The organism is Streptomyces griseocarneus (genome assembly GCF_014655595.1).
Taxonomy (GTDB): domain Bacteria; phylum Actinomycetota; class Actinomycetes; order Streptomycetales; family Streptomycetaceae; genus Streptomyces; species Streptomyces griseocarneus.
In genome coordinates this window covers 314,296-340,218 of the sequence record NZ_BNBL01000006.1, presented here as the reverse complement: position 1 = coordinate 340,218, position 25,923 = coordinate 314,296, and the positions used below count along the sequence as shown (strand labels likewise).

Sequence of the window (25,923 nt, the reverse complement as noted above, 5' to 3'; positions counted from 1 at the left end):
CAACTCAGCCCCTCGGGGCCAGGTGTTCGATGAATACGGACCAGACCCCGGCCGGGAAGACCAGGGCCGGGCCTGAGGGGTTCCTGCTGTCGCGAACGGGGACGAGGCCGCCGGGTATGTTGTCGGCGATTTCGAGGCATTCTTCCTGCCCAGCGCTGTACGTCGCCTTCCGCCATGTGGCGTTGCTCAGGTCGGCTCGCATGAGGCCAACTCCTCCAGTGCCTTTTCAATCCACTTGCCGGATGCAGTCGGTGAGAGCGCGGCAGCGTGTACGCGATCGTATCGATGGGAATGCTGTGCTACCGCTTTACGATCCCTCACCATGTCGGTAAGGGAGGGGCCGCCCTCGAGGTACACCACATCCGGTGCGTTGTCGAAGGACAGCCTGGTCACCGATCCGCCCATGACCCCGTGCCCGCCAGTCGCGAACGGCAGAACCTGCAACTCAACGTTCGGGCGCCTGGAGGCCTCAAGCAGGTAGGCCAACTGCTCGCGCATGACGGACAGACCACCCACCGGGCGCCGGACGACGGCCTCGTCGAGCACGACCCAGTACAGCGGAGGGGAAACCCGATCGAGGATGCTTCGCCGGGCGAGGCGGGCTGCCACCCTTTCTTCGATTTCGTCAGCGGTCCACCATGGCAGTGACTGGCGCATCACCTCACGTGCGTAAGCCTCGGTCTGCAACAGACCAGGAACGTGGTGCGCCAGGTACTTGTGAACCGCAGTGGCCTTGGCCTCGTACTCCTTGTACTTGAGGAACGCGTCCGTGGGCGGGGATCGATCGAGGTGAACCCAAAGCTCGGACAGGTCGCCACCCGCCCCCAGGAGCTTGTCCAGCTGATCCGAGACGTCCTTCTTCGGCGTCTCCTTCCCCAGCTCGTACTGAGCGATCCGGCTGTGGGCGATAGGGATCCGATCGCCCAACTCCTTTTGTGACCAACCGGCTCGTACACGCAACTTGCGCAACTTGGCGCCGTACAGCGCGGCCAGCGATGTCGAGGGGTCGAGCTCCTTTGGTGCAGGCATCGTTGCCACCTGTTTTCGCGTCGGAAGGCCGAAAACCGTTACCCCTGGTGAGCGTAGCTCCACGCCCCGATGCTGGGAACCGAAACCGGAGTGCACACACCACGACCGAGGTACCCACCCATGCCCAATCCCCAGCCCGCCGATGCCGATGCGATCCGCCAGACCGCTGCCCGCGTGGCGGTCGAGCTGCACGATGCGCTGCGCGCGCACGGACACTCGGTCCAGGTCGTGCCCGAGCCGCCGTCGTACGGACAGCCGTACGTGACGTTCCTCAGCCCGCTCCGGGAGGACGAGGCGCGGCTGATCGCTGCCGCGCTCGCGGCGTATCCGGGGACGCGGAGGTCCGGGCAGCACTGCGGGGAGTGCCGGTCGATCAAGAAGGAATGGGCCACGGCCCAGCGTGGGGGCGACCGCGAGGGCGCGGCGGCGTTGGCGTGGAGCATGGGGCTTCACCAGCGGCGGGCGCACACCTGATCTACTCGTAACCGTACGGGTGTTGGAGTGGCGGAAGGGGCTCTTCACTTCCGCTCGCGCAGTACGTTTGCGCACAAGCGACCCCCCACGCTGGCGGCAACCGGCGAAGGGGGTCTACACCCGCGAGGAGACTAGGACCTCCTTGAGATGCTCAAGCATGTTAGCGCTCCGGCGCATTCGTTCACCCAGGTTCCGAACGAGATCATCCGCCACCCCCGCCTCTCCGCCGAGGCCGTCCGCCTCCTCCTGTGGCAGCTCGCGCTCCCGCCCGGCGTCGACGTACCGCTCTCGGAGACCGCCAAGCGCGCGGGGATCAAGAAGACCGCCTTCACGCGCGCCAAGGGCGAGTTGATCGCCGAGGGGTACGTCCACGAATGGAAACGCCAGGGCGTCGCGGGCCGCTGGGCCACCCGGCAACTGATCTCGAACATCCCCCTCACGGCGGAGGAAGCCGCGGCGGCGGCCGGTCGCCCACCGACTGCTCCGGAACCGGCCGTCGGTGAACCGGCACCCCGGGCCGTCGGCCGTCCCCAAGAGAACACTGAGGAGAACACTCCCCCACCTCCCCACCACCCGCTCGCCGAGCGGGGCGCGCAGGCCCTGGCCCTCGTCACCCGAGGCGACCGCCGCCTGCGGCTGTCGTCCCGCGACGTGCGCACCCTCGCCCCGCTCGCCGCCGAATGGCTCCAGCGCGGTGCGAGCCTGCGCGAGCTCCGTGACGCGCTGACCTCCGGCCTCCCCGACCAGGTCCGCTCCGCGAGGGGGCTCCTGCGCAACCGCCTCCTCCGCAAGATGCCCGACCCGGCCCCCGAGCCCACGCCCCCGCCGTCCCCGCTCCGCGCCTGCGCGGGCGGCTGCGGCCGCATGATCCGCCCTGCCGCCGGCGAGACCCAGTGCCGCGATTGCCGCTACGAGCTCGCCACCGCCGTACCGCACGACGACGCCTCCGGTGCCGCCGCCGCGACCAGGCGCGGCGTGGCCGCCATCCGCGAGGCCCTCAGTCCCTTCGCGCCAGCCCTGTGAGACCCACGACGGCGAGGGTGGCGGTGCCCCAGCCGACCACTGTGCAGGCGTAGGTGAAGTAGGCGAAACGCCTGCCGCAAGGGGTGGCGCCGTTCGGGCCCCAGTATTCGGACTGGTGCAGGTTGAGCACGGGTACGGCGACATCGACGGCGTACGCGGCCGGCTCGAAGGACGGGTAATCCTTCTGAGGGACGTTCGCAGTAGGCGTTGCCTTCTCCTTTGGAATGGTCTTGACCGGCACTATGAGGTCATCGTGCTGCTGGGCGCACGATGCGGCGCAAAAAACCGCACCCCAGAGGGCGATAAGGAAAAAGCCCATCCTCCAGGTCTTGAATCCGTAGGCAATAGTCTTGTCCAGGATCCAGCTCCGCATCCGGCGCGGCCGGAGGAGTTTGCCGTGCTTCCGCCTGTCCCTGCGCCGAGCGATACAAACCTTTCGAGCCGTTTTATCCCGCCCCATCTGCTTATAGACGCGAGCAAGCTGTTCGTAGGGTTGAGTGGCGAACACGTCAGGCGACGACTTGACGCCTTTGATATGTCCGCAGCGAACCCAGTCCAGCCGCTGTTCATATTCTGCCTGATTCGGGCCACCGAATCCGTCATAGGCGAAGCCGATCATTTGCAGCAAGCCATCTGAGGGCCAGTAGGCGAGCTCACGACCGTTCCAGTCGTCCTCCAGCCGATGGGCCGTCGCTCTCTCGAGGATTACCTTCCCCTTCACCGGCGCGACCGGCAACCACTGCAGTTCACCAACGATATGAGCCCCGGTAGCGTCGAGGGCTGTATGTTCGTTGGCTGCCATCTCGCTAGACACGATACGCAGCGATCCGTTGATGCGCGCACCGATGAGCCGCACTGTTCCGCGTGCCCGCAGATCCGTCCTGAACTGCTGCCCCTTCTTCTTGTTGCCCAAGTAAAGATGCTCACCCACCTGCACCCCGTCGGCATGCAGCGAAACGTGGTCGCTATCGGTGCCAAGGAGCCGGGCACCGGAGCAGTCCAGCCGTCCGACGACAGTTGCGCTACGCAGATACACAGCCCCCTTCAGGGCAGCGAATGCCTCAAGAAGCAGGTTCTGATGCACTGTGGCTCCGTCAACGTTCAGGGCCTCCCCATCCCTGTTGGCCCGCGTGACGACAGCTTCGGCGAAGTCTACGCTTCCCTTGATCTCGGCCCCGTCGAGCCGTATACCTCCGCACACCAAGGCGTATTGGAACAACGCATGCCCGCCCACCTTGATCCCATCTGCAACCAAGGCCTCCTCATCGCCATCCACGCCTTTGATCACGATGTATGAGGAGTCCAGCTGGAGCGCGATGTCGGAGCCGATCAGGCGCACGGCACCTTCCGCCCGGAAACTTCTTAGAAACATTCCGCCACGGACAGTGAGACCATCCGTTTCCACCGTGTTTCCTTCGGAGTTGGCGCGCAAAGCTTCACAGTGTGAGAGGTTCAACTGGCCCTTGATTTCTGCCCCCGGCATGAGCAGGGCCCCGCCAGCCTTCACATCCGCCAACGAAACGAAGCCATCGACGGTGATCCCGTCGGCCACCAAAGCATTCCTTTCTTCGTCCGACCCCAAAAGCCGGGCCGAGTACCCGTCGACTCCGCCGTCGATACTCGCCTGCATCAGCCGGACAGCCCCGACGAATGTCGTGGCTTTTCTGAGAACGAGTTGCCCCCCGACTTTGGCGTCGTCAGCCATCAGCGCACTGCGATCCTTGCTGCATCCCAGCAGCCTGGCCCCAGAGCAGTCGAGGCGACCGTTGATCTCGGCTCCGTCCAATTGCACTGCACCAAAGGCTCTGATGCCTTCAAGGGACACATGTCCGCCCACATCGACCCCGTCGGCGACCATCGCAACGCCTTCTGCGTCCACGCCCCTGAGCTCCACCGTGGACAAGGTCAACTCGTCAGTGAACCGCGCCCCGCTCAGGCGTACTCCCCGCCCGGCCGGAAACAGCGAACCGGCCAAGCTCAGGGAGGTCGCCTTGAGCCTCTCGGCGGAAAGCCCCACCATCTCGCAATGCAAGAAGCAGATACGCGACGCGGAGGAGTAATCGAGCGCGACCGGACCGTCGAAGGAGCAGTCCTCCAACACCAGCGCAGACTGCAGCCGTACAAACTCCAGATCGAGACGTCCAAGGATCCGAGCTCCGCGCAGCTGCACGCCCCGGAGGTTCCCCGGCTGCGAGCTGTCGAGGATGATCTTCCGCAGCGCCGAAGCCGAAATCGTGCGCTCCACACCCCACGCACGCATCGCTTCCCACGTCACGTGCTCACGGGGCTCCAGGTCGAGCTTCCTCCCGCCCGCGACGCGAGCCCGGAGCTGCGCTTCCACCGTCAGTGGGGGCATATCTCGACCGTAGGACCGCCCCGCTCACCCCGCGAGCGGGGGACCGACCCGCCCCCTCACCCCGCCGCCTGCAGCGCCCTCACCAGCGCGTCGAGGACGCCCGCGAAGGCGTGGTCCGGCGGGGTGCCGTAGCCCGCGATCAGGCCGTCCAAAGCCGCAGGCCCTGGGGCCTCGGGGTGGCGGAAGCGGCTGAGGCCGGAGAGGGCGAGGCCCTGCCAGGCGGCGGCCTTGAGGGTGTCGCGTTCGGTGCCCGGTGGGAGTTCCAGGACCGCGTGGAGGCCGGCGGCGATGCCGGTGACGCGGACGTGCGGGGCGTGCTCGGCGAGGACGGAGACGAGTTGGTCGCGGCGGCGGCGGTAGCGCAGCCGCATGGCGCGCAGGTGGCGGTCGTAGGCGCCGGAGTCGATGAACTCGGCGAGGGTGAGCTGGTCGAACACGCCCATCCCGTACTCGCCCTGGGCCTTGACGGCGAGGACCTCGTCGACGAGGTGTTCGGGCAGCACCATCCAGGCCAGCCGCAGGGCGGGGGCCAGGCTCTTGCTCGCGGTGCCGAAGTAGACGACGCGCTCGGGGTCCAGGCCCTGGAGCGCGCCGACCTGCTGCCGGTCGTAGCGGAACTCGCCGTCGTAGTCGTCCTCGAGGATCAGCCCGCCGGTGCGTGAGGCCCAGTCGGCGACGGCCGCGCGGCGGTCGGGGGGCAGGGCCATGCCCAGGGGGAACTGGTGGGCGGGGGTGAGCAGCACCGCGCGGGCCTGGCGGTGGGCGGCCAGCTCGTCGGTGCGCGTGCCGCGTTCGTCGAGGGGTAGCGGGATGGTGCGCAGGCCCGCGCGGTCGATGACGTTGCGGTGGAACCACAGCCCGTAGGACTCGACGCCCATCTCTCGTACGCCCCGGGCCCGCAGCACCCGGCTCAGGACGGACAGGCCCTGCATGAAGCCGGCGCAGACCACCACGCGTTCGGGGGTGGCGCGTACGCCCCGGGCACGCGCGAGATAGGCGGCGAGTACGGCCCGTAGCTCGGGGGCGCCGGCCGGATCGGCGTAGCCGAGGGCGGAGTTGGGGGCGGCGGCCAGGGCGCGGCGGGCGGCCGAGAGCCAGGCGCCGCGCGGGAAGGCGGAGACGTCGGCGGTGCCGGGCATGAGGTCGTGGGCGGGCCGGGGGGTGCGGGCGGGCCGTGCGCCGCGTGCGGGGGTGTCCGCGCGTGACGGGGTGGTGCGGGTCGCCACGCGGGTGCCCGAGCCCTGGCGGGCGGTGAGCCAGCCCTCGGCGACGAGGTCGCCGTAGGCCTCGGCGACGGTGTTGCGTGCGATGCCGAGGTCGGCGGCGAGGGTGCGCGAGGAGGGCAGCCGGGTGCCGGGGGCGAGCCGGCCGGTTCGTACGGACTCGCGCAGGGCGCGGGTCAGGCAGGCGCGCACGCCGCCGGGACCGGTGAGGTCGAGGTGCAGGTCGGTGCCGGAAGTGGCCCACTTTTTCGCCATGGAAATGGACCATATCCGTGGGCTACCGGAATCGTAGTGTCGTACCCATGACGACGAACGAGAACACGAACACCACTGGCCAGTACGTTCCCGAGCACACCCCCCGCCTGGTGCTGCCGAAGCTGGTCCCCGACTTCTACAAGGCGATGGTCAAGCTGGACCAGGCGGCGAGCCAGGGCCTGGACCCGGTGCTGCTGGAGCTGGTGAAGATCCGCGCCTCGCAGATCAACCACTGCGCCTTCTGCCTGGACATGCACACCAAGGACGCCCTGGCGGCGGGCGAGAGCTTCGAGCGCATCATCCAGCTGAGCGCCTGGGAGGAGTCCAAGCACTTCTACACCGCGAAGGAGATCGCGGCGATCGAGCTGACCGAGGCCGTCACCGTCCTGACGGACGGCTTCGTGCCGGACGAGGTCTACGAGCGGGCCGCCGCCCACTTCGAGGAGGCGGAGCTCGCGCAGCTCATCTCCGCGATCATCGTGATCAACGCCTGGAACCGCATCGCCGTGACGAGCCGCAGCGTCCCGGGCCACTACGAGCCGGGCTCGCTGAAGGGCTGACGCACACGGTCACGCTGGGGTGGGAACCGGAAGCCACAGGGGAGCCTCCGGTGCCCGCCTCCGCGGCTGTCATCGATTGGGGTGAAGGTCGTGCCATTACGAAAGCGTCGGGACATCGACAGTCGCACGATGAGGCCGTGTCCCGAGCACTGATTCAGCCAACACGTCGGCGCGTCGTCCGCAACGCCCTACTGGCCGGTCTCGCCCTGGTGTTCCTGGCAGCGAGCGCCTGGATCTTCCTCAGGCACCACAGCGGCGAGCGATTCATCGGTGTGTCCGGGCTGTTCACGGGCATCGCGGCGCTGGCCATGTCGGTCGCCGACTACTTCCGCCCCCGGGAGGAGCCGTCCGATCCGGGCACCCTGGCGGACCACCTGGCGACAACCGTCGAGGGCCAATGGTCCGAGGAAGCCGGGGCGCGCAGCCTGCGCGACCCCGGCGTTCTTCCTCTGAGCTGGGCTGCCAGCGCGCGTGCGGTCGCGGACTCCCCGGCAGCTCAGGTCTCCCGGTCACCGGAAGCGGGCCAGATCGTCCGGCTGCGCCTCGACGGCCGCCTGGACGGCCGCTTCACCGACGCGGTCGCGCAACTCGCGGACAGCTACGGCCGAGTGGACAGCGGGCGCCTGGTCGTCCTCGGGGAGCCCGGCGCCGGAAAGACAGTGCTGGCCATTCTGCTCACCCTGGGCCTGCTCAAAGCCCGCACGCCAGGCAGCCCCGTACCCGTCCTGCTGGCCGTGTCGACCTGGGATCCCATCTGCGAACCGCTCGACGACTGGATCGTCCACACCCTCGCCTCCTCCTACTACAGCGGGCGCCGGGACATTCCACGCAGGCTGCTGGAACGCGGTCTGCTCCTGCCGATCCTGGACGGCCTGGACGAGATCCCCGAATCCGAGCGCCGCAGCGCGATCCGCGCGATCAACCGCACACTCGGTGGAGACCGCCCGATCGTCGTCACGTGCCGCTCGGCCGAGTACGAGGACGTGATCCAGGGTGGCGCCCCGGTGCTTCGGCGGGCGCCGGTGGTGGAGGTGGAACCGGTCGCCGTCGACGACGTCGTCGCATACCTGAGAGACGTCGAATGGCCGGACGGGACGGATTGGACCGCCGTCTTCGCCCACCTGCGGGCTTCCGGCCGCGCAGACGACCCTTTGTCGTCCGCGTTGTCCACGCCGCTCATGGTGTCGCTGACGCGGCTGGTCTACGAGAAGGGCGGCGGTGATCCCGGTGAGCTTCTCGACTCCGATCGCTTCGACTGCCGGCATGCCGTCGAGGACTACCTGCTGGGGCGGTTGATCGACGCCGCGTACGAGCCGGAGCGGTTGCCGTCGGGGCGTGTCGTGGAGGAGAGCGAACCCGAATGGGACGCGGCCAAGGCCCGGCGGTGGCTCACGTACCTGGCCCACTACCTGCACCGGCACCGCGAACGTGACCTCGCCTGGTGGCTGATGAGCCAGCGCCTGCTGTCGCCGTGGGTGGCGCCCGGGATCGGTATCGGCGTCGGGGCGGTGCTGATGGTCGCAGTGCTGGCCTGGGCTTCCGTGGCAGGCGGGAACAGCCAGGGGGGCTCCCTCGTCTTCGGCTCCATGACCGGCAGCGCGTTCGCGGTCGTGGCCATGGTGATCTGGTACGCGACCGCGGGACGCCGGCCCGGGCGGCTCTCGCTGTCGGTACGGGGCTCACTGGGTCGACTGCGCCGTGGGTTCGCCACGGGCCTGGCGCTCGTCGCGGTCCCGGCTGTGCCGTTCCTCGCCGGCTCGTTCATCTTCACGTCGCTGGGCAGACACTGGTCCATGGGCGACATCAACATCTTCGCGATGCTCGTGGCCTGTTCGGTCACGCTGGCAACGGTGATCGGCCTTGCGATGGCCGTGCACAACTGGCTGCAAGCCCCGCCGAGTCGGCCCACCCAGGCAGACCCACTGACGTTCCTGCAGAAGGATCGCCGGTCCTCGCTGGCGGGAGCTCTCGCCGCCGGAGGGGTGGTCGGTGCGCTGTCTCTCCTCGCCGTGGTCCTGGGCATGACCCTGGGACGCTTCGGCGTCCAGAGCGTCACCCACCTGGCCGAGTGGTCGGGGCGGCCCGCCCTGCCTGAGCTCTGGAGCGCCGGATATCGAATGGTCAATGAGCAGCTCGTCGATTCCGTGGTCGCCCGGGTCGGGGAGGCCGTCATCCTGCCCGGCGTGATCGTCGCTCTGCTCATCCTGCTCAGCAGGGCGTGGCCCCGCTTTCTGATCACTCGTGCGCTGCTGGCACTGAAGGGCGAGCTGCCGTGGCGGTTGCTGACCTTCCTCTCCGATGCCCGCGACCGGGGGCTCCTGCGCCAGTCCGGGGGCACGTACCAGTTCCGGCACATCCGGCTGCAGGAACAGCTGGTCGACAACGCCTCCCGCACCCCGGCGGGCCTTCCGGGCCCGCGGGTCGTGCCCGAGACCACCACGCGTCGCCGGGTTCTGGCGGGGGCGTCGGCCACGCTGGCGGTCGGTGTGCTGGGTGGTGCGGCGGCGGCTTTGCCACGGGACCGGTCGCTGGCGATCCTCACCAGCGACCGGTTTCCCTTTCCCGAGAATCAATTCGGCGTCGCCGCCATGGCTTTCAGCCACGACGGGCGGACCCTCTCCGTGTGCAACCAGGTGGGAAGCACAAGTCTCTTGACCTGGGGAGATCCACGGCGTACCGCCGACATCCACATGCATCAGATGTTCGACATCCGCGAGATAACATTCAGCGCGGACGATCGGATTGTCGCGGTCAACTACAACACCAGCGATGGTTCGAGCTATATCGACCTCTGGGAGGCCGCCACCAGCCGCCCATTCAACCCGCCGGGATTCGCCGGGAACAGCGGGGCAGCCAGCAATGACGGGCGCTTCGTCGCAGTCACTCGAACAAGCGGGTCGATCGACTTGTGGGACACAGCCGCACGCCGGTGGTCCGCCAGCCTCTCAGTCGCCAATACGCTACCGGACAGCCCTCGTCCGACCACGATCTCACTCAGTCACGACGGTCTTTATCTGGCAGCGGCTACCGACGACGGCAAGGTCATTCTCTGGGACAGGAGAACAGAGACCGTCGTCGGCGGTCCCAAAATCCCCGGGACCATCACCGAACTGAAGGTCAGTACAGTCGGCACTGTCGTTGCCGTCGCCACCGACAAACAGGGAGACAAGCGATGCCACCTGTGGCACTGGCAGGCAGGCCCGATCGCGGTTCTTCCCGCGTACAACAACTGGCTGGTGAGCGGGGACGGAAGCGTGCTGGCCACCTCCCGTGACAAGTACGACGACCGGTACAAGGTCGAGCTGTGGGAAACAGCCACTGGCCGCGCGCTTCCGTCTCCCCCTGCCCCGTACGACATCTGCGCCCTGAACCGCAACGGGAGCCTGCTCGCCACCGCGGACCAAGACGGCGCGATCCATCTGTGGGACACCCGCGGTGGCGGCCGAGACGCTGCCGATCCTTTCCTCGGCCACACCGCACCGATCGTCGCGGCGGCGTTCGCCGACAAGGCCGGTTTCCTCGCCACAGCCTGTGATGACAACGTCATCCGCATCTGGCGGGTGCCCCACCCCTAGCGAAGGGCCCCTACTTCAGCCACTTCTTCCACACCTCCGGGTGCTTGTGCACCCACCGCTCGGCCGCCTTGTCGGCCGGCAGCTTGTCCTCGGCGATCATCTGCGCCACCTCGTTCTGGTCCGCCTTGGTCCAGGTGAAGTTCTTCAGGAAGCGGGCGGCCTTGCCGCCCTTCTTCGTGAACTCGGTGTTCAGGAACTTCTTCAGGGGCGTCGTCGGGTAGGCGCAGTCGATCGTGGCCGGGTCGGCGGTGCCCTTCTCGGCGCAGGCGTCGGTGTACGCAGGGAGCTTCACCTCGACCATCGGCACCTCGTTGAAGAGCCACTGCGGCTCGTACCAGTAGGTCAGGAAGGGCTTCTTGTCCTTGGCGTACTGCTGGATCTGGGTGATCTGTGCGGCCTCGGAGCCGGCGAAGACGACCTGGTAGTCGAGCTTCAGGTTCTTCACCAGCGCCTTGTCGTTGGTGACGTAGGACGGGGAGCCGTCCAGGAGCTGGCCCTTGCCGCCGCTCTCCGGGCCGCGCATCTGCGCGGCGTACTTGTTGAGGTTCTTCCAGTCCAGGACGTCCGGGTGGGCGTCGGCGAAGTACTTGGGCACCCACCAGCCGATGTGGCCGGTGACGCCCAGCTCGCCGCCGTCCGTCACGGTCTTCTTCTGCGTGACGTAACGCTTCTCCTGGTCCGGGTGGCCCCAGTCCTCCATGATGGCGTCGACGCGGCCCTGGCTGAGGGCGTCCCAGGCGGGGACCTCGTCGACCTGGACGGTGTCCACGCGGTAGCCCAGCTCGTGCTCCAGCAGGTACGTGGCGACCGCCGCGTTGGCGCGGGCGCCGACCCAGGACTGGACGGAGAGGGTGACCGTCTTCGTGCCCGCCGCGTTCGCGTAGGGCGAGGACTGCTTGGTCATGTCCGCCGCGCCGCAGCCCGTGGCCGTGACGGCCGTGACGGTCGTCAGACCGATGGCCGCGGCGGTGATCAGTGCTTTTCTCATGTCCGTCTCAGCCCTCCTTCGGCTTGGTCGGCTGGGTGACCCGGTCGAGCATCAGGCCCAGGCAGGCGATCGCCGTACCGGCCATCAAACCGGTCGCCAGGTCGCCCTGCGCCAGGCCGAACACGACCTCGTAGCCGAGCGCTCCGCCGCCGACCAGGCCGCCGATGATGACGACCGACAGCACCAGCACCACGGCCTGGTTGACCGCCAGCAGCAGCTCCGCCCGGGCGAGCGGGAACTGCACCTGACGCAGCTGCTGGCCGCCCGTCGCACCCAGCGAGCGGGCCGACTCCAGCGCCGCCGGGTCGGCCTGCCGCAGACCCTGGCTGACGATGCGGACGACGGCCGGCAGCGCGTAGACGATCGCGGCCGCGGCGGCCGGGGCCCGGCCGATGCCGAACAGTGCGACGACCGGGATCAGGTAGACGAACTGCGGCATGGTCTGGAAGACGTCCAGGACCGGGCGCAGCAGCCGGTCGACGCGCGGGCTGCGGGCCGCGACGACGGCGATGGCGAAGCCCGCGACGAGCGTGACGGCGACCGCCGCCAGCACCTGGGAAAGGGTGTCCATCGCGACGTTCCAGCGGCCCAGCACGCCGATCGCGGCGAGCGAGAGGGTCGCGGTCAGCGCGGTGCGCCAGGTGCCGATCATCCAGGCCAGGGCGGCTACGAGCGCCAGGGCGCCCCACCAGGGGAGGCCCTGCAGGCCGTCGCGCAGCGGGTCGAGGACCCAGCCGGTGTAGTGGGCGGCCCAGTCGGCGGTGCCGCCGATGCCGGGGATGCCGCTGTAGAGGTGGTCGACCATCCAGTCCTTGGCGGTGTTGACCGGGGTCGCTATCGCGACGGTCCAGTGGTCGGGCCAGGACTTGGCGCCGGCGGCGCGGCCGAGGGCCACCACGGCGGCGATGGCTACCGCCCACGTGGTGAGCGTTCGGGTGCGGCGGGGTGCCCACCCTCCCCCAGCTACCGCTGGGGGTGCCCCCAGCCCAGCGGAACGACTGCCCACAGAGCGGTGGCCCGCAGTCGTGCGGTCCAACACGATCGCCAGCAGCACGATCGGGATGCCTGCTGCCAGGGCGCTGCCGACGTCTACGGTCGAGAGGGCCTGGTAGACGCGGTCGCCTAGGCCGTCGGCGCCGATGACCGAGGCGATGACGGCCATGGAGAGGGCCATCATGATGCTCTGGTTGACGCCCAGCAGGAGCTCCCGGCGGGCCAGGGGCAGCCGGGCCGTCAGGAGGCGCTGGCGGCCGGTGGCGCCGAGGGAGTCCACGGCCTCGAGCACGCCCTGGTCCGTACCGCGCAGGCCCATGGCCGTGAGCCGTGCCATCGGCGGGGCCGCGTAGACGACCGTGGCGAGCACGGCCGGCGCCACGCCGATGCCGAAGACCAGGACGACGGGCAGCAGGTAGGCGAAGGCGGGCAGGGCCTGCATGGTGTCCAGGACCGGGCGCATCGCCCGGAACATGCGGTCGGACAGGCCGCCCGCGAGGCCCAGCAGCGCGCCGACGGCGACCGACGCCGCGACGGCGACGATCATCAGGGCGAGGGTGCGCATCGTCGGCACCCACATGCCCAGCAGCCCGCACACGGCGAACGAGGCGAGGGCGGTCACGGCCGCCCGTACGCCCGCCAGGCGCCAGGCCAGCAGCGAGGCGCCCGCCGTCACGCCGGCCCAGCCGAGGGCGAGCAGCACGAGGTACACGCCGCGCACCGACGTGATGATGGCGTTGCTGATGTGGCCGAAGAAGTAGAGGAAGAGCCAGTGGCCGTCGCGGTTGTCGATGATCCAGTCGTTGGCCCGGCCCAGGGGGCCGGCCAGGTCGACGGTCAGCGCGTCGGGCCAGGCGCCGCTGCCCCAGCGGGCCGCGGCGAGCGGCGCCAGGACGGCGGTGACGATGCCGAGCAGCAGCAGCTTGCGGGCGGCCGGCCGGCGCAGGGCGGTGCGCAGCCGGCCCGGCGGAGCGACGGCCCTCGGCGGAACGGCGGTGGTGGCGGTACTCATGCAACCGCCTTCTTCAGGGAGTGCACCCGGCCCGGCATCCGGTCCAGTCCCGCGACGATGCTCAGCAGGGACTTGAAGTCCACGATGCCCAGGCACCGCCCGGCGTCCACCACGCGGGCCGGGGCGCCCGTGCGGGCGACGGCCTCGATGGCGTCGGCGACGGTGGTGGCGGGGTTCAGCGCGGCGCCGGTCTCGGCCTCGCCGGCGCTGCGGACGGGGCGCATGGCGCGGCGGACCGTGAGGACCTGCTCGCGCGGCACGTCCCGGACGAAGTCGCGCACGTAGTCGTCGGCCGGGGAGCCGACGATCTCCTCAGGGGTGCCGCACTGCACGACGCGGCCGCCGCGCATCAGCGCGATGCGGTCGCCGACGCGCAGCGCCTCGCTGAGGTCGTGGGTGATGAAGACCATCGTGCGGCCCTCGTCGCGGTTGAGGCGTACGACCTCTTCCTGCATGTCGCGGCGGATCAGCGGGTCGAGGGCGCTGAACGGCTCGTCGAACAGCAGTACTTCGGGGTCGGCCGCCAGTGCTCTGGCCAGGCCCACGCGCTGCTGCTGGCCGCCGGAGAGCTGGCCGGGGCGGCGGGCCTCCATGCCCGCGAGGCCGACCTTCTCCACCATCTCGGCGGCCTTGGCACGGCGTTCGGCCTTGCCGACGCCCTGGATCTCCAGCCCGTAGGCGACGTTGTCGAGGACCGTGCGGTGCGGGAGCAGGCCGAAGTGCTGGAAGACCATGGCGGCCCGGTGCCGGCGCAGGTCGCGCAGGGCGCCCTTGTCCATGCCGCGCACGTCCTCGCCGTCGATGGCGATCGTGCCGGCCGTCGGCTCGATGAGCCGGGTCAGGCAGCGGACGAGGGTGGACTTGCCGGAGCCGGACAGGCCCATGACCACGAAGCACTCACCGGGGCGGACGTCGAAGGAGACGTCGCGGACGGCGACCGTGCAGCCGGTCTTCTCGCGCAGCTCGTCCGGCGAGAGGTCCGCCAGGTCGCTGCCGGGCACCCGCTCGGCCTTGGGGCCGAAGACCTTCCACAGGTTGCGGACGGAGAAGACGGGAGGTGCTTCGTTCATGCCGTGTGCTTCGCCCACGGCGTTCGGCTTCTTCAGGTCGTTCAGGTCGTTCACAGTCTCGGCGTTCATATCGACTGTAGGCATCTTTACGCCTCACCCCCTAGGGTCGCGGCCTCGGCCAGCAGTTCGGCGCACTTCTCCCCCACCATCAGCACGCCGATCATCGGGTTCACGGCCGTCATCGTCGGGAAGACCGACGCGTCGGCGATACGGATACCGTCAAGGCCCCGAATGCGCAACTGCGGGTCCACGACGGCGAGTTCATCGCTCGAAGCGCCCATGCGGCAGGTTCCGGCCGGGTGGTAGACGGTGTGCGCGACCTTGCGCGCGTACTCGCTGAGCTCCTCGTCCGAGGTGATCTCCGGGCCCGGGCAGACCTCGCGCTTGAGCCAGCCGGCCAGCGGCTCGGTCCTGGCGATCTCGCGGGCGAGGCGGATGCCGTCCACGAGCGTGCGGGCGTCGTAGTCCTCCTCGTCCGTGAAGTAGCGGAAGTCGAGGGCGGGCTTGACGGCCGGGTCGGCGCTGGTGAGGTAGAGCCGGCCGCGGCTGCGCGGCTTGGGGATGTTGGGGGTCATCGACACGCCGTGCTCGGGCTTTTCGTAGCCGAGCCGCTCGGGGTTGTCGGTGAAGGGGATCTGGTAGAAGTGGAACATCAGGTCGGGGCCGTTCGAGGCCGGGTCGCGGCGTACGAACAGGCCGGCGTCCGAGTCCATCGCCGAGTTCTCCGGGATCGGCCCGTCCGTCTCCCACACGATGACCGACTCGGGGTGGTCGAGGAGGTTCTCGCCGACGCCCGGCAGATCGTGGACGACGGGTATGCCCAGCGCCTCCAGGTCGGCCTTGGGGCCGATGCCGGAGTGCATCAGCAGCCGCGGGGTGTCCACGGCGCCCGCGCACACGAGGACCTCGCGGGCGGCCTCGACGTAGACCTCCTCGCCCTCCTTCGTGCGGACGTGCACGCCCTTCGCGCGGGTGCCCTCCAGCTCCAGCCGGTGCGCCCAGGTCTCCAGCATCAGGTGGAGGTTGGGACGGTCGAGGAAGGGGTGGAGGTAGGCGACCGAGGCGGAGGAGCGCTTGTTGTTCTCGGGGTGGTAGGCGAGGTCGAAGAAGCCCACGCCCTCGTGGAAGGGCTTCGCGTTGAAGCCCTCCACGCGCGGCACGCCGGCCGCCTCGCGCGCCGCCTCGACGAAGTCGCGCGCGATGGCGTTGCGGTCCTTCTCGTCCACCGGAACGATGTTGTTGCGCAGCCGGGAGAAGTACGGGTCCATCGACTCGGCGCCCCAGCCCTCGGCACCGGCCTGCTCCCACTCGTCCCAGTCGCCGGGCAGCGGCTTGAACGAGATGAGCGTGTTGTGCGAGGAGCAGCCGCCCAGGACGCGGGCGCGGCTGTGCCGGATGTGGGAGTTGCCGCGCGGCTGCTCGGTGGTCGGGTAGTCGTAGTCGAGGTCGCCGCCGAGCAGGCCGAGCCAGCGGCGCAGCGTCAGGACGTCCTCACGGTCGACGTCGGAGGGGCCGCCCTCGATGACGGCGACGCTGACGTCGGGGTCCTCGGTGAGGCGGGAGGCGATGACGGAGCCGGCGGTGCCGCCGCCGATGACGACGTAGTCGTAGACAGGCATGGTGGGGGTGAACTCCTTCTGCGGCAGGAACGTTCGCGCTGCCGCGGTTCCGCATTCCTGCGGTTCCGCGCCGCCGCGCTGTCGCGCGTGCGGGCTGCTGCGCGTACGCACCGTTTCTGTACGTACGAGCGGGGCGCTGCGGGCGTCAGCCCGCGAACCAGCGCACCGGCCTCGGCTCGAGGTTCTGGTAGATGTGCTTGGCCTCGCGGTACTCGGCCAGTCCGGACGGGCCGAGCTCGCGCCCGATGCCGGACTTGCCGAAGCCGCCCCACTCCGCCTGGGGCAGATAGGGGTGGAAGTCGTTGATCCACACCGTGCCGTGGCGCAGCCGGCCGGCGACGCGGCGCGCCCGGCCCGCGTCCTTCGTCCAGACCGCGCCCGCGAGCCCGTACTCGGTGTCGTTGGCCAGCGCCACGGCCTCGTCCTCGGTGTGGAAGGTCTCCACGGTGAGGATGGGGCCGAAGGTCTCCTCGCGCACGACCTTCATCTCGCCGTGGCACAGGTCCAGGACGGTCGGCGCGTAGAAGTAGCCGGTCTCCGGGCGGACGTCGCTGGGCTCGGGACGCTTGCCGCCGCAGCGCAGCGCCGCGCCCTCGGCGAGCGCGTGGGTCACGTACGCCTCGATCTTGGCGAGCTGCTGCGCGGAGACCAGCGGGCCGCATTCGACGCCCTTCTCCGTGCCGCGCCCGAGCTTGATCCGCTCGGCGCGGCGGGCGAGTTCGGAGACGAAGCGGTCGCGCACCGACTCCTCGATGATGAGGCGGGAGCCGGCCGAGCAGACCTGGCCGCTGTGGATGAAGGCGGCGTTGAGGGCCTGGTCGACGGCGGTGTCGAAGTCCTCGTCGCTCTCGCAGGCGTCGGCGAAGATGACGTTGGGGTTCTTGCCGCCGAGTTCCAGGGCGACCTTCTTGACGGTCGGCGCGGCCGCGGTCATGACCTTGGTGCCGCTGGCGAGTCCGCCGGTGAAGGAGACGAGGTCGACGTCCGGGTGCTCGGCGAGCCGGGCGCCGACCGGGTCGCCCGCGCCCGTGACGAGGTTGGCGACGCCGTCCGGCAGCCCGGCCTCGGCCAGCAGCCGCACCAGCTGCACGGTGGACAGCGGAGTGACCTCGCTGGGCTTGATCACGAACGTGTTGCCGGCCGCCAGCGCGGGAGCGATCTTCCAGCTGGCCTGCAGCAGCGGGTAGTTCCAGGGCGTGATCAGCGCACAGACGCCCACCGGCTCGTGCACGACGACGCTGTGGACGGTGTCCGAGCCCGCGTCGACGACGCGGCCGGGGCCCTCGCCCACCACCAGGTCGGCGAAGTAGCGGAACGCGTCGCGCACGCAGTCGACGTCGACCCGGCCCTCCTCGAGGGTCTTGCCGGTGTCCCGGCTCTCGGTCAGCGCGATCTCCTCGCGGTCCCGCTCGAGCAGGTCGGCCACGCGGCGCAGCAGTGCGGCCCGCTCGGCGACGGCGGTACGCGGCCAGGGGCCCGCGCCCCCGTCGAACGCGCGACGGGCGGCGGCCACGGCGGCGTCGGTGTCGGCCACGCCGCCCTCGGACACGGTCGCGAGGACCGTGGCGTCCGCGGGGTCGAGGACCTCCCGCTGCGCCCCGGACGCGGCGGCGCGCCACACCCCGTCGACGTGGATGGTCTCGACTGACGACATGACTTCTGTCCTTGCCTTCCGGTGACGAACGGTCGCGTCGCCGGGCCGGGCCGCCACGGGCGGGCCCGGGACCGACAACGGGACGCCCCTAACCAGAGCGGAGAAACCTATGCCTCCTTTTTCACAAAGAGTGACGCGAGTCACTCTGCGTCGTTTCCTTCACTGCGCGTTTAGGTGTCCCGATTACGACCTCCGCTCAGCTCATGGCGTCCGCTCAGCCCGTGCAGTACCCGACGGGGCAGAACGAGCCCAGCACCGTCCGGAACGTCTGCAGCGTGCTGAGCCGGTCGTACGAGGGCCCCGCGGCCAGCAGCGCGTACCTGCGCCGGTCGGGCGCGGTGTAGGCGTGGATCACCACGTGGCGGGTGGTGTAGTCCGTGAGCGTGTAGCTGTATTCGTACTCTCCGGCGTCCCCGCTCAGCCTGGTCAGGCGGATCTTCTGGTAGCCGCTGTACTGGGAGACGTACTTCTCGGTCGCCAGCAGTGAGTCGTACGGCGAATCCTCCAGGGTGAAGACCTGGATCAGCCGGCGGCCGTCCACCGACTTGTAGAACACGCTGGACCGCTCCGTGCTGCGCGTCCACCCCGTCGGCACGTCCAGCCGGAACCCGGCAGGGTCCACGGTCCGCACGAAGCGGCCCGGCAGGCTCGTCCCGCCGCTGAAGGGGCTGGGCGTGGGATTCGAGGAGGAGGCGGAGCCGCCGGAGGTCCCGGATGTGGTGCCGTAGGTGGACCCGTACGTGGATCCGTAGGTCGAGCCGTACGTGGAACCGTAGGTCGACCCGTACGTCGACCCGTAGCTCGGTCCGGGGCTGGCGGAGGCGGACGCGCTCGGCGTTCCGTAGTCGAGGGTGCTGCCGCCGCCGTCGTGATCGCCGTCGCGGACGAGGGCCCAGACGCCGGTACCGATGGCGCCGGCCAGCACCACGCCGGCGAGCGCCCCGGCGAGGATCGACGCGTGCGAGGGGCCGGAGTGCGGCGGGTCGGGGACGGGCGCGAGGATCACCTCGGGCTCGTCGGGGTCGGAGGATGCTCCAGGGGGTGGTTCGTCCACCCATTTCTGCAGGTCGGCGTCCCAGTAGCTCATGTGCCTCGCCGCCCTACGCCAGTAACTGGCTGATCGCCTGGACGACGGCCGCGCCGGACGCCAGCGCCCCGACGGCCGTCGCGCCGCCGGTCAGCAGCTCGCGCAGGCGCGTCAGCCGGCGGTCGCGGGTCCGGCCGTCCTGCCGGGCGTCCTCCTCGAGGCCCTTGAGCTCCTCCTCGAGCTCGGCCAGCGGCTCGGTCCGTGCGAACCGGGGCAGGTCCCCCCGCAGCTCCCGTACCGCCGCGAGCAGCTCGGGCGGCACCGGCAGCAGCCGGCGCGAGGCGTCCACCGCCCGGGCGTCCCGGCCCGCCGCGGCCGCGCCACCGGTCATCTCGCCGACGGCGATGCCGCCGTCGGCCGGCACCGGCACGGGGGCGGGCACGCCGCCCGCCGCGGCGGGCCGGTCGGTCCGCTCGGAGCGGTCCTCCGCCGTGGCGCCCGGGCCACTGGCCGCGGCGCCCCCGGTCATGCGGCCGATGGAGATGCCACCGCCGCCGCCGTGATCACGCTGTCCGTTCGTCATCGTCCCCCGCTCCCCGTTACGTTCTTCGCCTCCGCGCCCGCGCCGGCGGCGACCGCGCCGCCGCTCATCGAGCCGATGAAGACGCCACCCTCACTGATCTGCACGATCTGCTGCTCGAACTGGTCCGTCTCGTAGCCCTGCGAGCGCAGCGCGTCCCGCACACCGCTGGCGATCCGGTCCTGGACCGTCTTCACATAGCGGCTGATGTCCATCTCCTGGAACAGCGACACCTGCGGCACCGCGCCCATCTCCCGCACCGAGCCGGCCGGGCCGTCCGGCACCGCCGGCCAGTCGGCGAGCCAGGTGCGGAAGCCGGAGACGGCCGAACGCACCGTGGACACCGCGGCCGCGAACCCGGCGGCCGGCGCCGTCAGCAGCGCCCGCACGCCGTCGCGCAGGAGGTCGTCCTCGCCCCGCGAGCCGATCACGTCGACCGCCCGGAACTCCGGCCGCACCGGCGGCAGCACGTGCGGGGCGACCTCCAGGACCAGCATCCCGCCCTGGGTGTGCACCCTGACCAGCACGGACACCACGACCTGCTCGTCCCACGCGCCGACCCGCACCCGCAGGAAGTAGCGGCGCGCCTCGCCGCCCTCGTTCACCGACTCGGCGAGGTGACGCCGGACGATCTGCTCGTCGTAGGCCACGCCGTCGCGCTGCGGGCCGACGGGCAGATAGACGAACTCCTCGATCTCCAGGTCCTTCAGCCGGTCCCGGCTGGTCGCCGCCGCGGCCTCGCGCAGCGCCTCCAGCCGCGGCCGGATCAGCTCCACGACCGTACGGCCGGTGAACGGCGCCGGACCGCCGGGCTCGGCGTCCCGGCGCTTCTTGAGCTCCAGGGCGAACGACCAGGGCTCGTAGGGCATGCCCATGCCGATGAACGGCCGGTAGGGGTCGTAGATCGTCAGGCCCGCGTACTGCTCGCGGTCGATGGCGCGCGCGATGCGGTGGTGGTACGTGGACGTGGGCACCGGCCGCGGCCGCGCCGGGAAGGTCTCCCGGCCCAGCTCGTCGCGCATCACGGCCGCCACGCGCTGACGGTGCAGCCACACGGGCAGCACCAGCAACAGCGGGAAGATGATGCCGGCCCAGTTGTCGGCGCCCTGGTACAGCGCCCAGAAGGCGAAGGCCCAATAGGCCAGCGTCAGCACGGGAATCCCCACCGGCAGCAGCGCGCGCAGCGCGGCGTTGCTCTTCAGGGCCTTGCGGAGGGTGCGCTTGTCGACGACGTACGGCGCCGAGCCGCGCCCGCCGGCGGTGTGCGCGGACCAGTGCGCCACGCAGACCACGGCGTACGCGGTGGACCACAGCGGCACCGGCAGCTCCACACCCTCCGGGGTGGACGCCACGTCGACGGCGATGAAGCCCGCCCAGAGGGCGAGCAGGAGCAGTGCGGTCAGCGTGTCCTGACCACGGGCGCGCAGTGCGTGGGTGAGCACCGGCACCACGTCCACGCCCAGTGAGGGCGCGACCGGTCGTTCTTCATGTTCCACCAGCTCTTCGATGACCCGGCGGCGGAACTCGATGTCGAGGTAGGTCCCCGCGCAGAGTAACCGTGTGGCCTCTGTCGGGGACTCGTGGGTGGATTTGCTCATGAGCATCCCCCGATCCGTCGAACTCACTTGCGGATTACGTGAGTTGACGTAATTTCGGAAGAACTCAGAATAAGCCACATGGGGTTTCCACGACCCCGCTCGTACACGACTCGATCGAACGAAAACGGAAGCACCCCCGGCCACCGGCCGGGGGTGCCCGAGGTCCTACCGAAGAGTCCTCAGATCACTGGTGTAGCTGTTGATCTCGCGCGACCTGGCCCACGTCCAGTAGTCCCGGCCCGTACTCCACCCAGCGGTCTCGTCGTTGAAGCGGCCGTCCGGCTTGGCGGTCCAGGTGAACATGCGAATGCTGCCGTCCCCCATCCCGTACAGCGCCCCGACGTCGTCGCGCCCGTCACCGTCGTAGTCGCCGGTCACCATGTGCATGCGCTTGGTGTAGAACTTGTCCGCCGGGGCCTCCCAGGAGCTGACCGGGTTGCCGAAGGTCACTGTCGATGAACTCGTGCTGGTCATGGTGGACAGGGACACATGACCGTCGACGAAGTCGTACCAGTAGGCGAGGTCGTCACGCCCGTCACCGTTGAAATCGCCGGACTGGAGGCGAAAACGATCCCATGATCCCCAGTCTGCCTTGGAGCCCGTCCACGAAACCACGGGATCGGTGAAGCCGCCTCCGGAATCGGTCCGGAACGTGTGCACCTTCATCGTGCCGTCGGAGAGCCGCGCCAGAGCCGCCAGGTCATCACGTCCGTCACCGTTGAAATCGCCGGTGGCGAACTTGAGGCGCGCCTCGTCCCATGCGCCGTCGGGCGCGATGTAGGAGTTGAAGGGATCGTTGAACCCGCCCCGGACGTCGGCCGTGAACGTCCAGAGGCGATCCGATCCGTCACTCGCGCTGTACCAGACACCGATGTCGTCACGTCCATCGCCGTTGAAGTCACCTGCCTGGAGGTGGATCCGGTCGAAGTACCAGCCCGACGACGTGGACCAGGAGGTGAAGGGAGCTGCGAAGCCGCCGTCCGCCTTGCCCAGGAAGGTGAAGAGCTTCTCCTTTCCGTCGTAGTAATTGCGCAGCGCCACGACGTCTCCTCGGCCGTCACCGTTGAAGTCGCCGGTGACGAACGCCATACCCGACACGTCCCAGGCGCCCGCGGAGGCGGTGTACCCGGCATTGGGTGCCTTGAACGCACCGTCGGAGCCGGTCAGGAAGGTGTTCATGACGTCGCGGCCGTCGGCGGCGGCGTACCAGTTCGCCAGGTCGCTGCGGCCGTCACCGTTGTAGTCGTGCCGGACGGCAGTACCGCTGGTCCATTGCGACTGACCCTTGACGTTGTAGATCACGAAATTGCCGTGGTCCTGGAGCAGGGCGTATCCGCCCGGGGCCGAGGTCTTGCTCTCCCACAGGACCGTGCTGCCGTCGGCCTTGTACACCTTCAGGCTGCCGTCGGCCTGCATGACGGCGTTGGCACCGGGATTCTTGCCCGTGCCCGTGGACCACAGCTGCTTCCCGGCGTTGGACGTGATGACGAGATTGCCGTCGTTCTGCATGGTCAGTTTGGCGGATCGCGAGGTGAAGGTCTGGCCGGCTTTGATCGTGGTTCCCGCCGGTATGCGGGAACCCCCCATCGCACCGTCGATCAGGACGCCGGTGACGAAGCCTGTGAAATCGGCTCCCGTCTTCTTCCCCGCCCACCCCACCATGGTGTTGTCGGGCTTACGGGCCCACAGGTCCGGCACGCCGTCGCCTGTCACGTCCCCGGACGAGCCGATCACCGGATAGTCGGCGGCAGGCACCCCGTAGCCGATCTTCACCCGGCTGACCGTTCCCCAGGTGGCGGGATTGAGGACACCCTTCTTCTCACCCTCCTTGCCGAGGGTGCGGTAGACATCGCCGGTGGAGTTCTCCCGCAACCACAGGTCCGCAAGGCCGTCGCCGTTGAGGTCACCCGGTGCGATGACGGTGAACTTCTCCCAGTCGGTGCCGCCGATCAGCACGGGCAACTCGACCTTGTCCAGGAACTTCGAGGCGCGGTCACCGTAGTAGGCCCACAGGAGCTTGCCCTCCTTGACCAGGAGGTCGGGCTTTCCGTCACCGTTGATGTCGCCTGGAGCGATGACCTGGTCGGCATCCCGCCAGTGGTCGTCGCCGGTCGCGCACCCGGCCGGGTCATCGTCGCTTCCCGGTGTCTTGTCCGCGCAGGCCACCTGCAGCTGCCGTTTTCCGTCGTTGTAATCGACAGTGGCGATACCCAAGCCATTGTTGGGATAGACCCAAAGGCGATTGCGCTTGGCCTCCGTGTCGTACTCCAGGGCGACGAGGTCGGTGTATCCGTCGCCTCCCCAGTCGCCACGGAACGCTACCTGGGCGTTCTCGAACGACTGGCCGCCGTTCGTGGCGGACGAGAACTGACCGTTTCCCTGCCCCGCATAGGTGAGCAACGTGCCGTTGGAATCGACGCTCCAGATGTCACCGTTCGCATCACCGTTGACATCGCTCGGGCCGTCGCGCTCCGACGATCGTGCCGCGTAGTAGACGTAGGTGGCGGTGTCGGAACGGTTTCGCGCCTTGTCCACGCTGAAGGCGTGGATGAAGTGCGGGCCGTAGCCCGGCGGCTTGAACGACGGTGGGGAGGATGTCACCGAGGAGACGTCGATGTATTTGACGGCCGGATCGTAATCCGTGTACCAGCCGTACTGCACAACGTCGTTGGCGCCGTTCGGTGAGAGCGTGAAGTGACCGATGGTCCGTGCCTTGCCGGTCCTGGCAGGCCAGCCGCTCTCACCGGACGGGAACTCGGCGGAGCTGATCACCGGCGGGTTGGAGGGCCTGCTCCGGTCCACCGAGAACTTGCAGGTGGCACTCCATGAGGAGTAGGAGCCGTCAGCGTCCTTGGCCCGTACCCTCCACTGGTAGTCACCCGTCGCAGTCTTCGAGTCCGGCAGTGAGAAGGTGACCGTGCGCCCCTTGGCCGCGTCGCGCGACTCGTCCATCAGCGGAGTGCTGGAGCCTGCCGCGAACACCTGGAACTGGGCGGTCAGATTTCCGGCGTCCGGGTCGTCGACCGTGGCATACAGACTGACCTGGGTGTTTCCGATATAGCCGCCCTTGTCGCAGGAGGTCCTGGGGTTCGTCCCGAGCTTGTTAGGGGTGTTCGGGGGATGGTTGTACTTGACCTCGAGTGTGGCGGTCTTGGCGTCGAACTTCTTCCAGCCGAAGGTGTCCCCCTCGTCCGATGCGTACATGCCGAAGGTGACGTTCGACCACCTCTTGGCGGCCGCGTCCCGGATCTTGCCCTTCACATTGAACTCGAGGTTGCCGGCCGGGCAGTCGGTGCTGCCCTGCCAGCCCTTGGCAGCGTTCACCGTATCCAGTTTGGACAGCTTCGACGGCTGCCGGTTCCAGGTGGTGCTGCTGGAAATGGGACCGGTGTGCCACAGCTCGACGGGACGGGCGTTACACGACCACGACCAGACGTTCTTGATGCGGAACGTGGCATCGAGAACGGTCGCCCCCTTGATGTCGCTCGTACTCATCTGAAAGAAGGACCGGGAAAGTCCGTCTGTCTCGTTCTCGTACCCGACCCGGGCCACTTCCTTGGCGTTCCAGAAGGAGCTGTCCGGGTATTTTCGGTAAACCCGCGCCCAGTTCTCCCGTTGTCCCCACGCCCAGGACGGATCGATATAGACCGGGTACTTGGTCTGCGCGCCGTTGAGCAGTTTCTGGTCCGGGGTGATCTGGAGGGTGTCGCCGTTCACAGCGGTGGGCATGGGTGCGTCCTTGGAACCCGGGGCGGGCTCGAAGACATCGCCAGGATCCGTCCCGACTCCGCCGACGGCACGCGGCAGCCGTTTTCTTAACGATGCGACCCCGGTGGTCGTACTGGAATCCCACATCAGGGGAGTCGGGCTGCTGAAGACCGTCTGCCCAGCCGGATTGGTCGCGGTGAGGCTTCCGGTGTCCGAATCCTTGGAAACGGAGAGGCCCACCGTGTCCATCTTGAACTTCAGGGCCGACAACTGCGGATTCTTGGCCGCCTCGGCCGTCTTGACGACGATCAGCTGGGAAAAGCCCTCGACCTCTGCCTTCAGCTGAAGGTCGACACCGGGCAGGATCTCGGCGTACGTGGCCACGTTCCCGGCCAGAGTCGGCTTGGGCAGGGCGGTGGGCCAGGAGAGCGTCAGCGTCCGGCCATCCTTGACGCCCGACAGCATCGGCCCGCTGCCACCTCCGGAGAACCTGACCGCCACGTTGGAGGACTTCGGTACGGCGCCGCCGTCCTCGGAGAAGACCAGCGTCGGGTCCGTCGGCACCCAGGACCCTCCACGCCACAGACGCACGGGTGACCCATAGCGCCGCACCGAAAACGTGCCGTCCGGATTGGCCCAGGTGTCGGAGGACTCCGCACGGGCGGATACGAGTTCCACCGGCTTCCCGGTCGACTTCGCCTCCTGAAGCGCCTTGTCCTCCTCGCTGACTGAACCGTCGCCCCCCTCAACAGGAGCATCGGAAGCACGCTCTGCGGGTGAAAGCGGAATCGCGACCGCCGATTGCACGACGGCGCTCTGGGCAGTGAGCCCCCCGGCTAACACCATGGCCGCCACGACGGTTCTTCGCCGTCGGCGCCCCGGCCATCTCTTACCAGTCCTGGTGAGCACTGGATTCCCCTTCCCGGAGAGTCGAAAAAATCTGCAGCGCACCAATATGCGCTGCACACAATCTCCACTTGATCACCTTTCAGCCATTCTTCTCACTCAGGGTCAAAGTTGGCGCAGAACCTGCAGCACATGTACGGACAAATTGCACACAATAGCTACATAAAGGCAGACACTCAAGACGACTCAGGGGATGACCGCCTCTCGGCGGCGCTGTTACTGTGCGCCGGTCTTTTTCGGAAATACACAAGAGGTGGGGCGTGTTCCATTTAT

Annotated in this window: 17 protein-coding genes; 4 read left to right on the top strand and 13 right to left on the bottom strand. The window is 69.0% G+C overall.

Translation table 11 applies throughout. The features are described from left to right. Positions 1 to 4: 4 nt before the first annotated feature. Positions 5 to 202, bottom strand: a complete 198-nt coding sequence (locus IE295_RS18055) for a DUF397 domain-containing protein (protein ID WP_190064685.1) — start codon at positions 200 to 202, stop codon at positions 5 to 7. Continuing rightward, complete coding sequence (locus IE295_RS18050; protein WP_190064684.1) at positions 187 to 1,029, bottom strand: helix-turn-helix domain-containing protein; 843 nt, start codon at positions 1,027 to 1,029, stop codon at positions 187 to 189. The genes IE295_RS18055 and IE295_RS18050 overlap by 16 nt, the downstream gene beginning before the upstream one ends. 120 nt (positions 1,030 to 1,149) lie before the next feature. Between IE295_RS18050 and IE295_RS18045 the strand changes: the two genes are divergently transcribed. Together IE295_RS18045 and IE295_RS18040 are read left to right on the top strand one after the other, a co-directional pair. Then, the gene (locus IE295_RS18045) at positions 1,150 to 1,503 is read left to right on the top strand and encodes a hypothetical protein (RefSeq protein ID WP_190064683.1); all 354 of its coding nucleotides are present in this window, start codon (positions 1,150 to 1,152) and stop codon (positions 1,501 to 1,503) included. Between the two features lie 147 nt (positions 1,504 to 1,650). Beyond that, positions 1,651 to 2,526: a hypothetical protein gene (locus IE295_RS18040; RefSeq protein WP_190064682.1), complete on the top strand. Its 876-nt coding sequence runs from the start codon at positions 1,651 to 1,653 to the stop codon at positions 2,524 to 2,526. Here IE295_RS18040 and IE295_RS18035 read toward each other — a convergent pair. Further along, a complete protein-coding gene (locus IE295_RS18035) occupies positions 2,501 to 4,882 on the bottom strand; it encodes a hypothetical protein (RefSeq protein WP_190064681.1) in 2,382 nt (793 codons plus the stop codon). The genes IE295_RS18040 and IE295_RS18035 overlap by 26 nt on opposite strands. Before the next feature lie 56 nt (positions 4,883 to 4,938). Next, a complete protein-coding gene (pdxR, locus tag IE295_RS18030) occupies positions 4,939 to 6,360 on the bottom strand; it encodes a MocR-like pyridoxine biosynthesis transcription factor PdxR (protein WP_190064680.1) in 1,422 nt (473 codons plus the stop codon). Between the two features lie 47 nt (positions 6,361 to 6,407). On the opposite strand from pdxR, the gene IE295_RS18025 reads away from it, so the two are divergent. Both IE295_RS18025 and IE295_RS18020 read left to right on the top strand, forming a co-directional pair. After that, positions 6,408 to 6,920 carry a carboxymuconolactone decarboxylase family protein gene (locus tag IE295_RS18025; RefSeq protein ID WP_190064679.1) on the top strand — a complete coding sequence of 171 codons (513 nt, stop codon included), beginning with the start codon at positions 6,408 to 6,410 and terminating at the stop codon, positions 6,918 to 6,920. 137 nt (positions 6,921 to 7,057) lie between these two features. Next, positions 7,058 to 10,495 (top strand): NACHT domain-containing protein, encoded by a 3,438-nt coding sequence (locus IE295_RS18020; RefSeq protein ID WP_190064678.1) that lies wholly within the window; start codon positions 7,058 to 7,060, stop codon positions 10,493 to 10,495. A 10-nt stretch (positions 10,496 to 10,505) separates the two neighbouring features. On the opposite strand, the gene IE295_RS18015 is transcribed toward IE295_RS18020, so the two are convergent. The 9 genes from IE295_RS18015 to IE295_RS17975 form a co-directional block, all read right to left on the bottom strand. Continuing rightward, positions 10,506 to 11,483: an ABC transporter substrate-binding protein gene (locus IE295_RS18015; RefSeq protein WP_190064677.1), complete on the bottom strand. Its 978-nt coding sequence runs from the start codon at positions 11,481 to 11,483 to the stop codon at positions 10,506 to 10,508. 7 nt (positions 11,484 to 11,490) lie between these two features. Continuing rightward, a complete protein-coding gene (locus IE295_RS18010; RefSeq protein WP_190064676.1) occupies positions 11,491 to 13,488 on the bottom strand; it encodes an ABC transporter permease in 1,998 nt (665 codons plus the stop codon). Beyond that, a complete protein-coding gene (locus tag IE295_RS18005) occupies positions 13,485 to 14,558 on the bottom strand; it encodes a quaternary amine ABC transporter ATP-binding protein (protein WP_190064819.1) in 1,074 nt (357 codons plus the stop codon). Before IE295_RS18005 ends, IE295_RS18010 begins: the two co-directional genes overlap by 4 nt. 86 nt (positions 14,559 to 14,644) lie before the next feature. Continuing rightward, positions 14,645 to 16,177, bottom strand: coding sequence for a GMC family oxidoreductase (locus tag IE295_RS18000; protein WP_190064675.1), 1,533 nt, complete (start codon positions 16,175 to 16,177; stop codon positions 14,645 to 14,647). Positions 16,178 to 16,322: 145 nt separating this feature from the next. Then, positions 16,323 to 17,831 carry an aldehyde dehydrogenase family protein gene (locus tag IE295_RS17995; RefSeq protein WP_190064674.1) on the bottom strand — a complete coding sequence of 503 codons (1,509 nt, stop codon included), beginning with the start codon at positions 17,829 to 17,831 and terminating at the stop codon, positions 16,323 to 16,325. A 214-nt stretch (positions 17,832 to 18,045) separates the two neighbouring features. Continuing rightward, positions 18,046 to 18,918 (bottom strand): serine/threonine kinase C-terminal domain-containing protein, encoded by an 873-nt coding sequence (locus IE295_RS17990; RefSeq protein ID WP_190064673.1) that lies wholly within the window; start codon positions 18,916 to 18,918, stop codon positions 18,046 to 18,048. A gap of 13 nt (positions 18,919 to 18,931) precedes the next feature. Further along, positions 18,932 to 19,441, bottom strand: a complete 510-nt coding sequence (locus IE295_RS17985) for a hypothetical protein (RefSeq protein WP_190064672.1) — start codon at positions 19,439 to 19,441, stop codon at positions 18,932 to 18,934. After that, positions 19,438 to 21,036 carry an AbeC-like domain-containing protein gene (locus IE295_RS17980; RefSeq protein ID WP_224323099.1) on the bottom strand — a complete coding sequence of 533 codons (1,599 nt, stop codon included), beginning with the start codon at positions 21,034 to 21,036 and terminating at the stop codon, positions 19,438 to 19,440. Before IE295_RS17980 ends, IE295_RS17985 begins: the two co-directional genes overlap by 4 nt. A 165-nt stretch (positions 21,037 to 21,201) precedes the next feature. Beyond that, the gene (locus IE295_RS17975) at positions 21,202 to 25,590 is read right to left on the bottom strand and encodes an FG-GAP-like repeat-containing protein (RefSeq protein WP_224323122.1); all 4,389 of its coding nucleotides are present in this window, start codon (positions 25,588 to 25,590) and stop codon (positions 21,202 to 21,204) included. Between the last annotated feature and the right edge of the window lie 333 nt (positions 25,591 to 25,923).

Excerpts from the sequence above, each read along its gene's own strand:
- IE295_RS17980 (WP_224323099.1), bottom strand. The coding sequence starts at position 21,036 with ATGAGCAAATCCACCCACGAGTCCCCGACAGAGGCCACACGGTTACTC.
- IE295_RS18045 (WP_190064683.1), top strand. The coding sequence starts at position 1,150 with ATGCCCAATCCCCAGCCCGCCGATGCCGATGCGATCCGCCAGACCGCT.
- IE295_RS17990 (WP_190064673.1), bottom strand. The coding sequence starts at position 18,918 with ATGAGCTACTGGGACGCCGACCTGCAGAAATGGGTGGACGAACCACCC.
- IE295_RS17995 (WP_190064674.1), bottom strand. The coding sequence starts at position 17,831 with ATGTCGTCAGTCGAGACCATCCACGTCGACGGGGTGTGGCGCGCCGCC.
- IE295_RS18035 (WP_190064681.1), bottom strand. The coding sequence starts at position 4,882 with ATGCCCCCACTGACGGTGGAAGCGCAGCTCCGGGCTCGCGTCGCGGGC.
- IE295_RS18050 (WP_190064684.1), bottom strand. The coding sequence starts at position 1,029 with ATGCCTGCACCAAAGGAGCTCGACCCCTCGACATCGCTGGCCGCGCTG.
- IE295_RS17975 (WP_224323122.1), bottom strand. The coding sequence starts at position 25,590 with ATGGTGTTAGCCGGGGGGCTCACTGCCCAGAGCGCCGTCGTGCAATCG.
- IE295_RS18025 (WP_190064679.1), top strand. The coding sequence starts at position 6,408 with ATGACGACGAACGAGAACACGAACACCACTGGCCAGTACGTTCCCGAG.
- pdxR (WP_190064680.1), bottom strand. The coding sequence starts at position 6,360 with ATGGCGAAAAAGTGGGCCACTTCCGGCACCGACCTGCACCTCGACCTC.
- IE295_RS17985 (WP_190064672.1), bottom strand. The coding sequence starts at position 19,441 with ATGACGAACGGACAGCGTGATCACGGCGGCGGCGGTGGCATCTCCATC.
- IE295_RS18010 (WP_190064676.1), bottom strand. The coding sequence starts at position 13,488 with ATGAGTACCGCCACCACCGCCGTTCCGCCGAGGGCCGTCGCTCCGCCG.
- IE295_RS18005 (WP_190064819.1), bottom strand. The coding sequence starts at position 14,558 with ATGAACGAAGCACCTCCCGTCTTCTCCGTCCGCAACCTGTGGAAGGTC.
- IE295_RS18015 (WP_190064677.1), bottom strand. The coding sequence starts at position 11,483 with ATGAGAAAAGCACTGATCACCGCCGCGGCCATCGGTCTGACGACCGTC.
- IE295_RS18040 (WP_190064682.1), top strand. The coding sequence starts at position 1,651 with ATGCTCAAGCATGTTAGCGCTCCGGCGCATTCGTTCACCCAGGTTCCG.
- IE295_RS18055 (WP_190064685.1), bottom strand. The coding sequence starts at position 202 with ATGCGAGCCGACCTGAGCAACGCCACATGGCGGAAGGCGACGTACAGC.
- IE295_RS18000 (WP_190064675.1), bottom strand. The coding sequence starts at position 16,177 with ATGCCTGTCTACGACTACGTCGTCATCGGCGGCGGCACCGCCGGCTCC.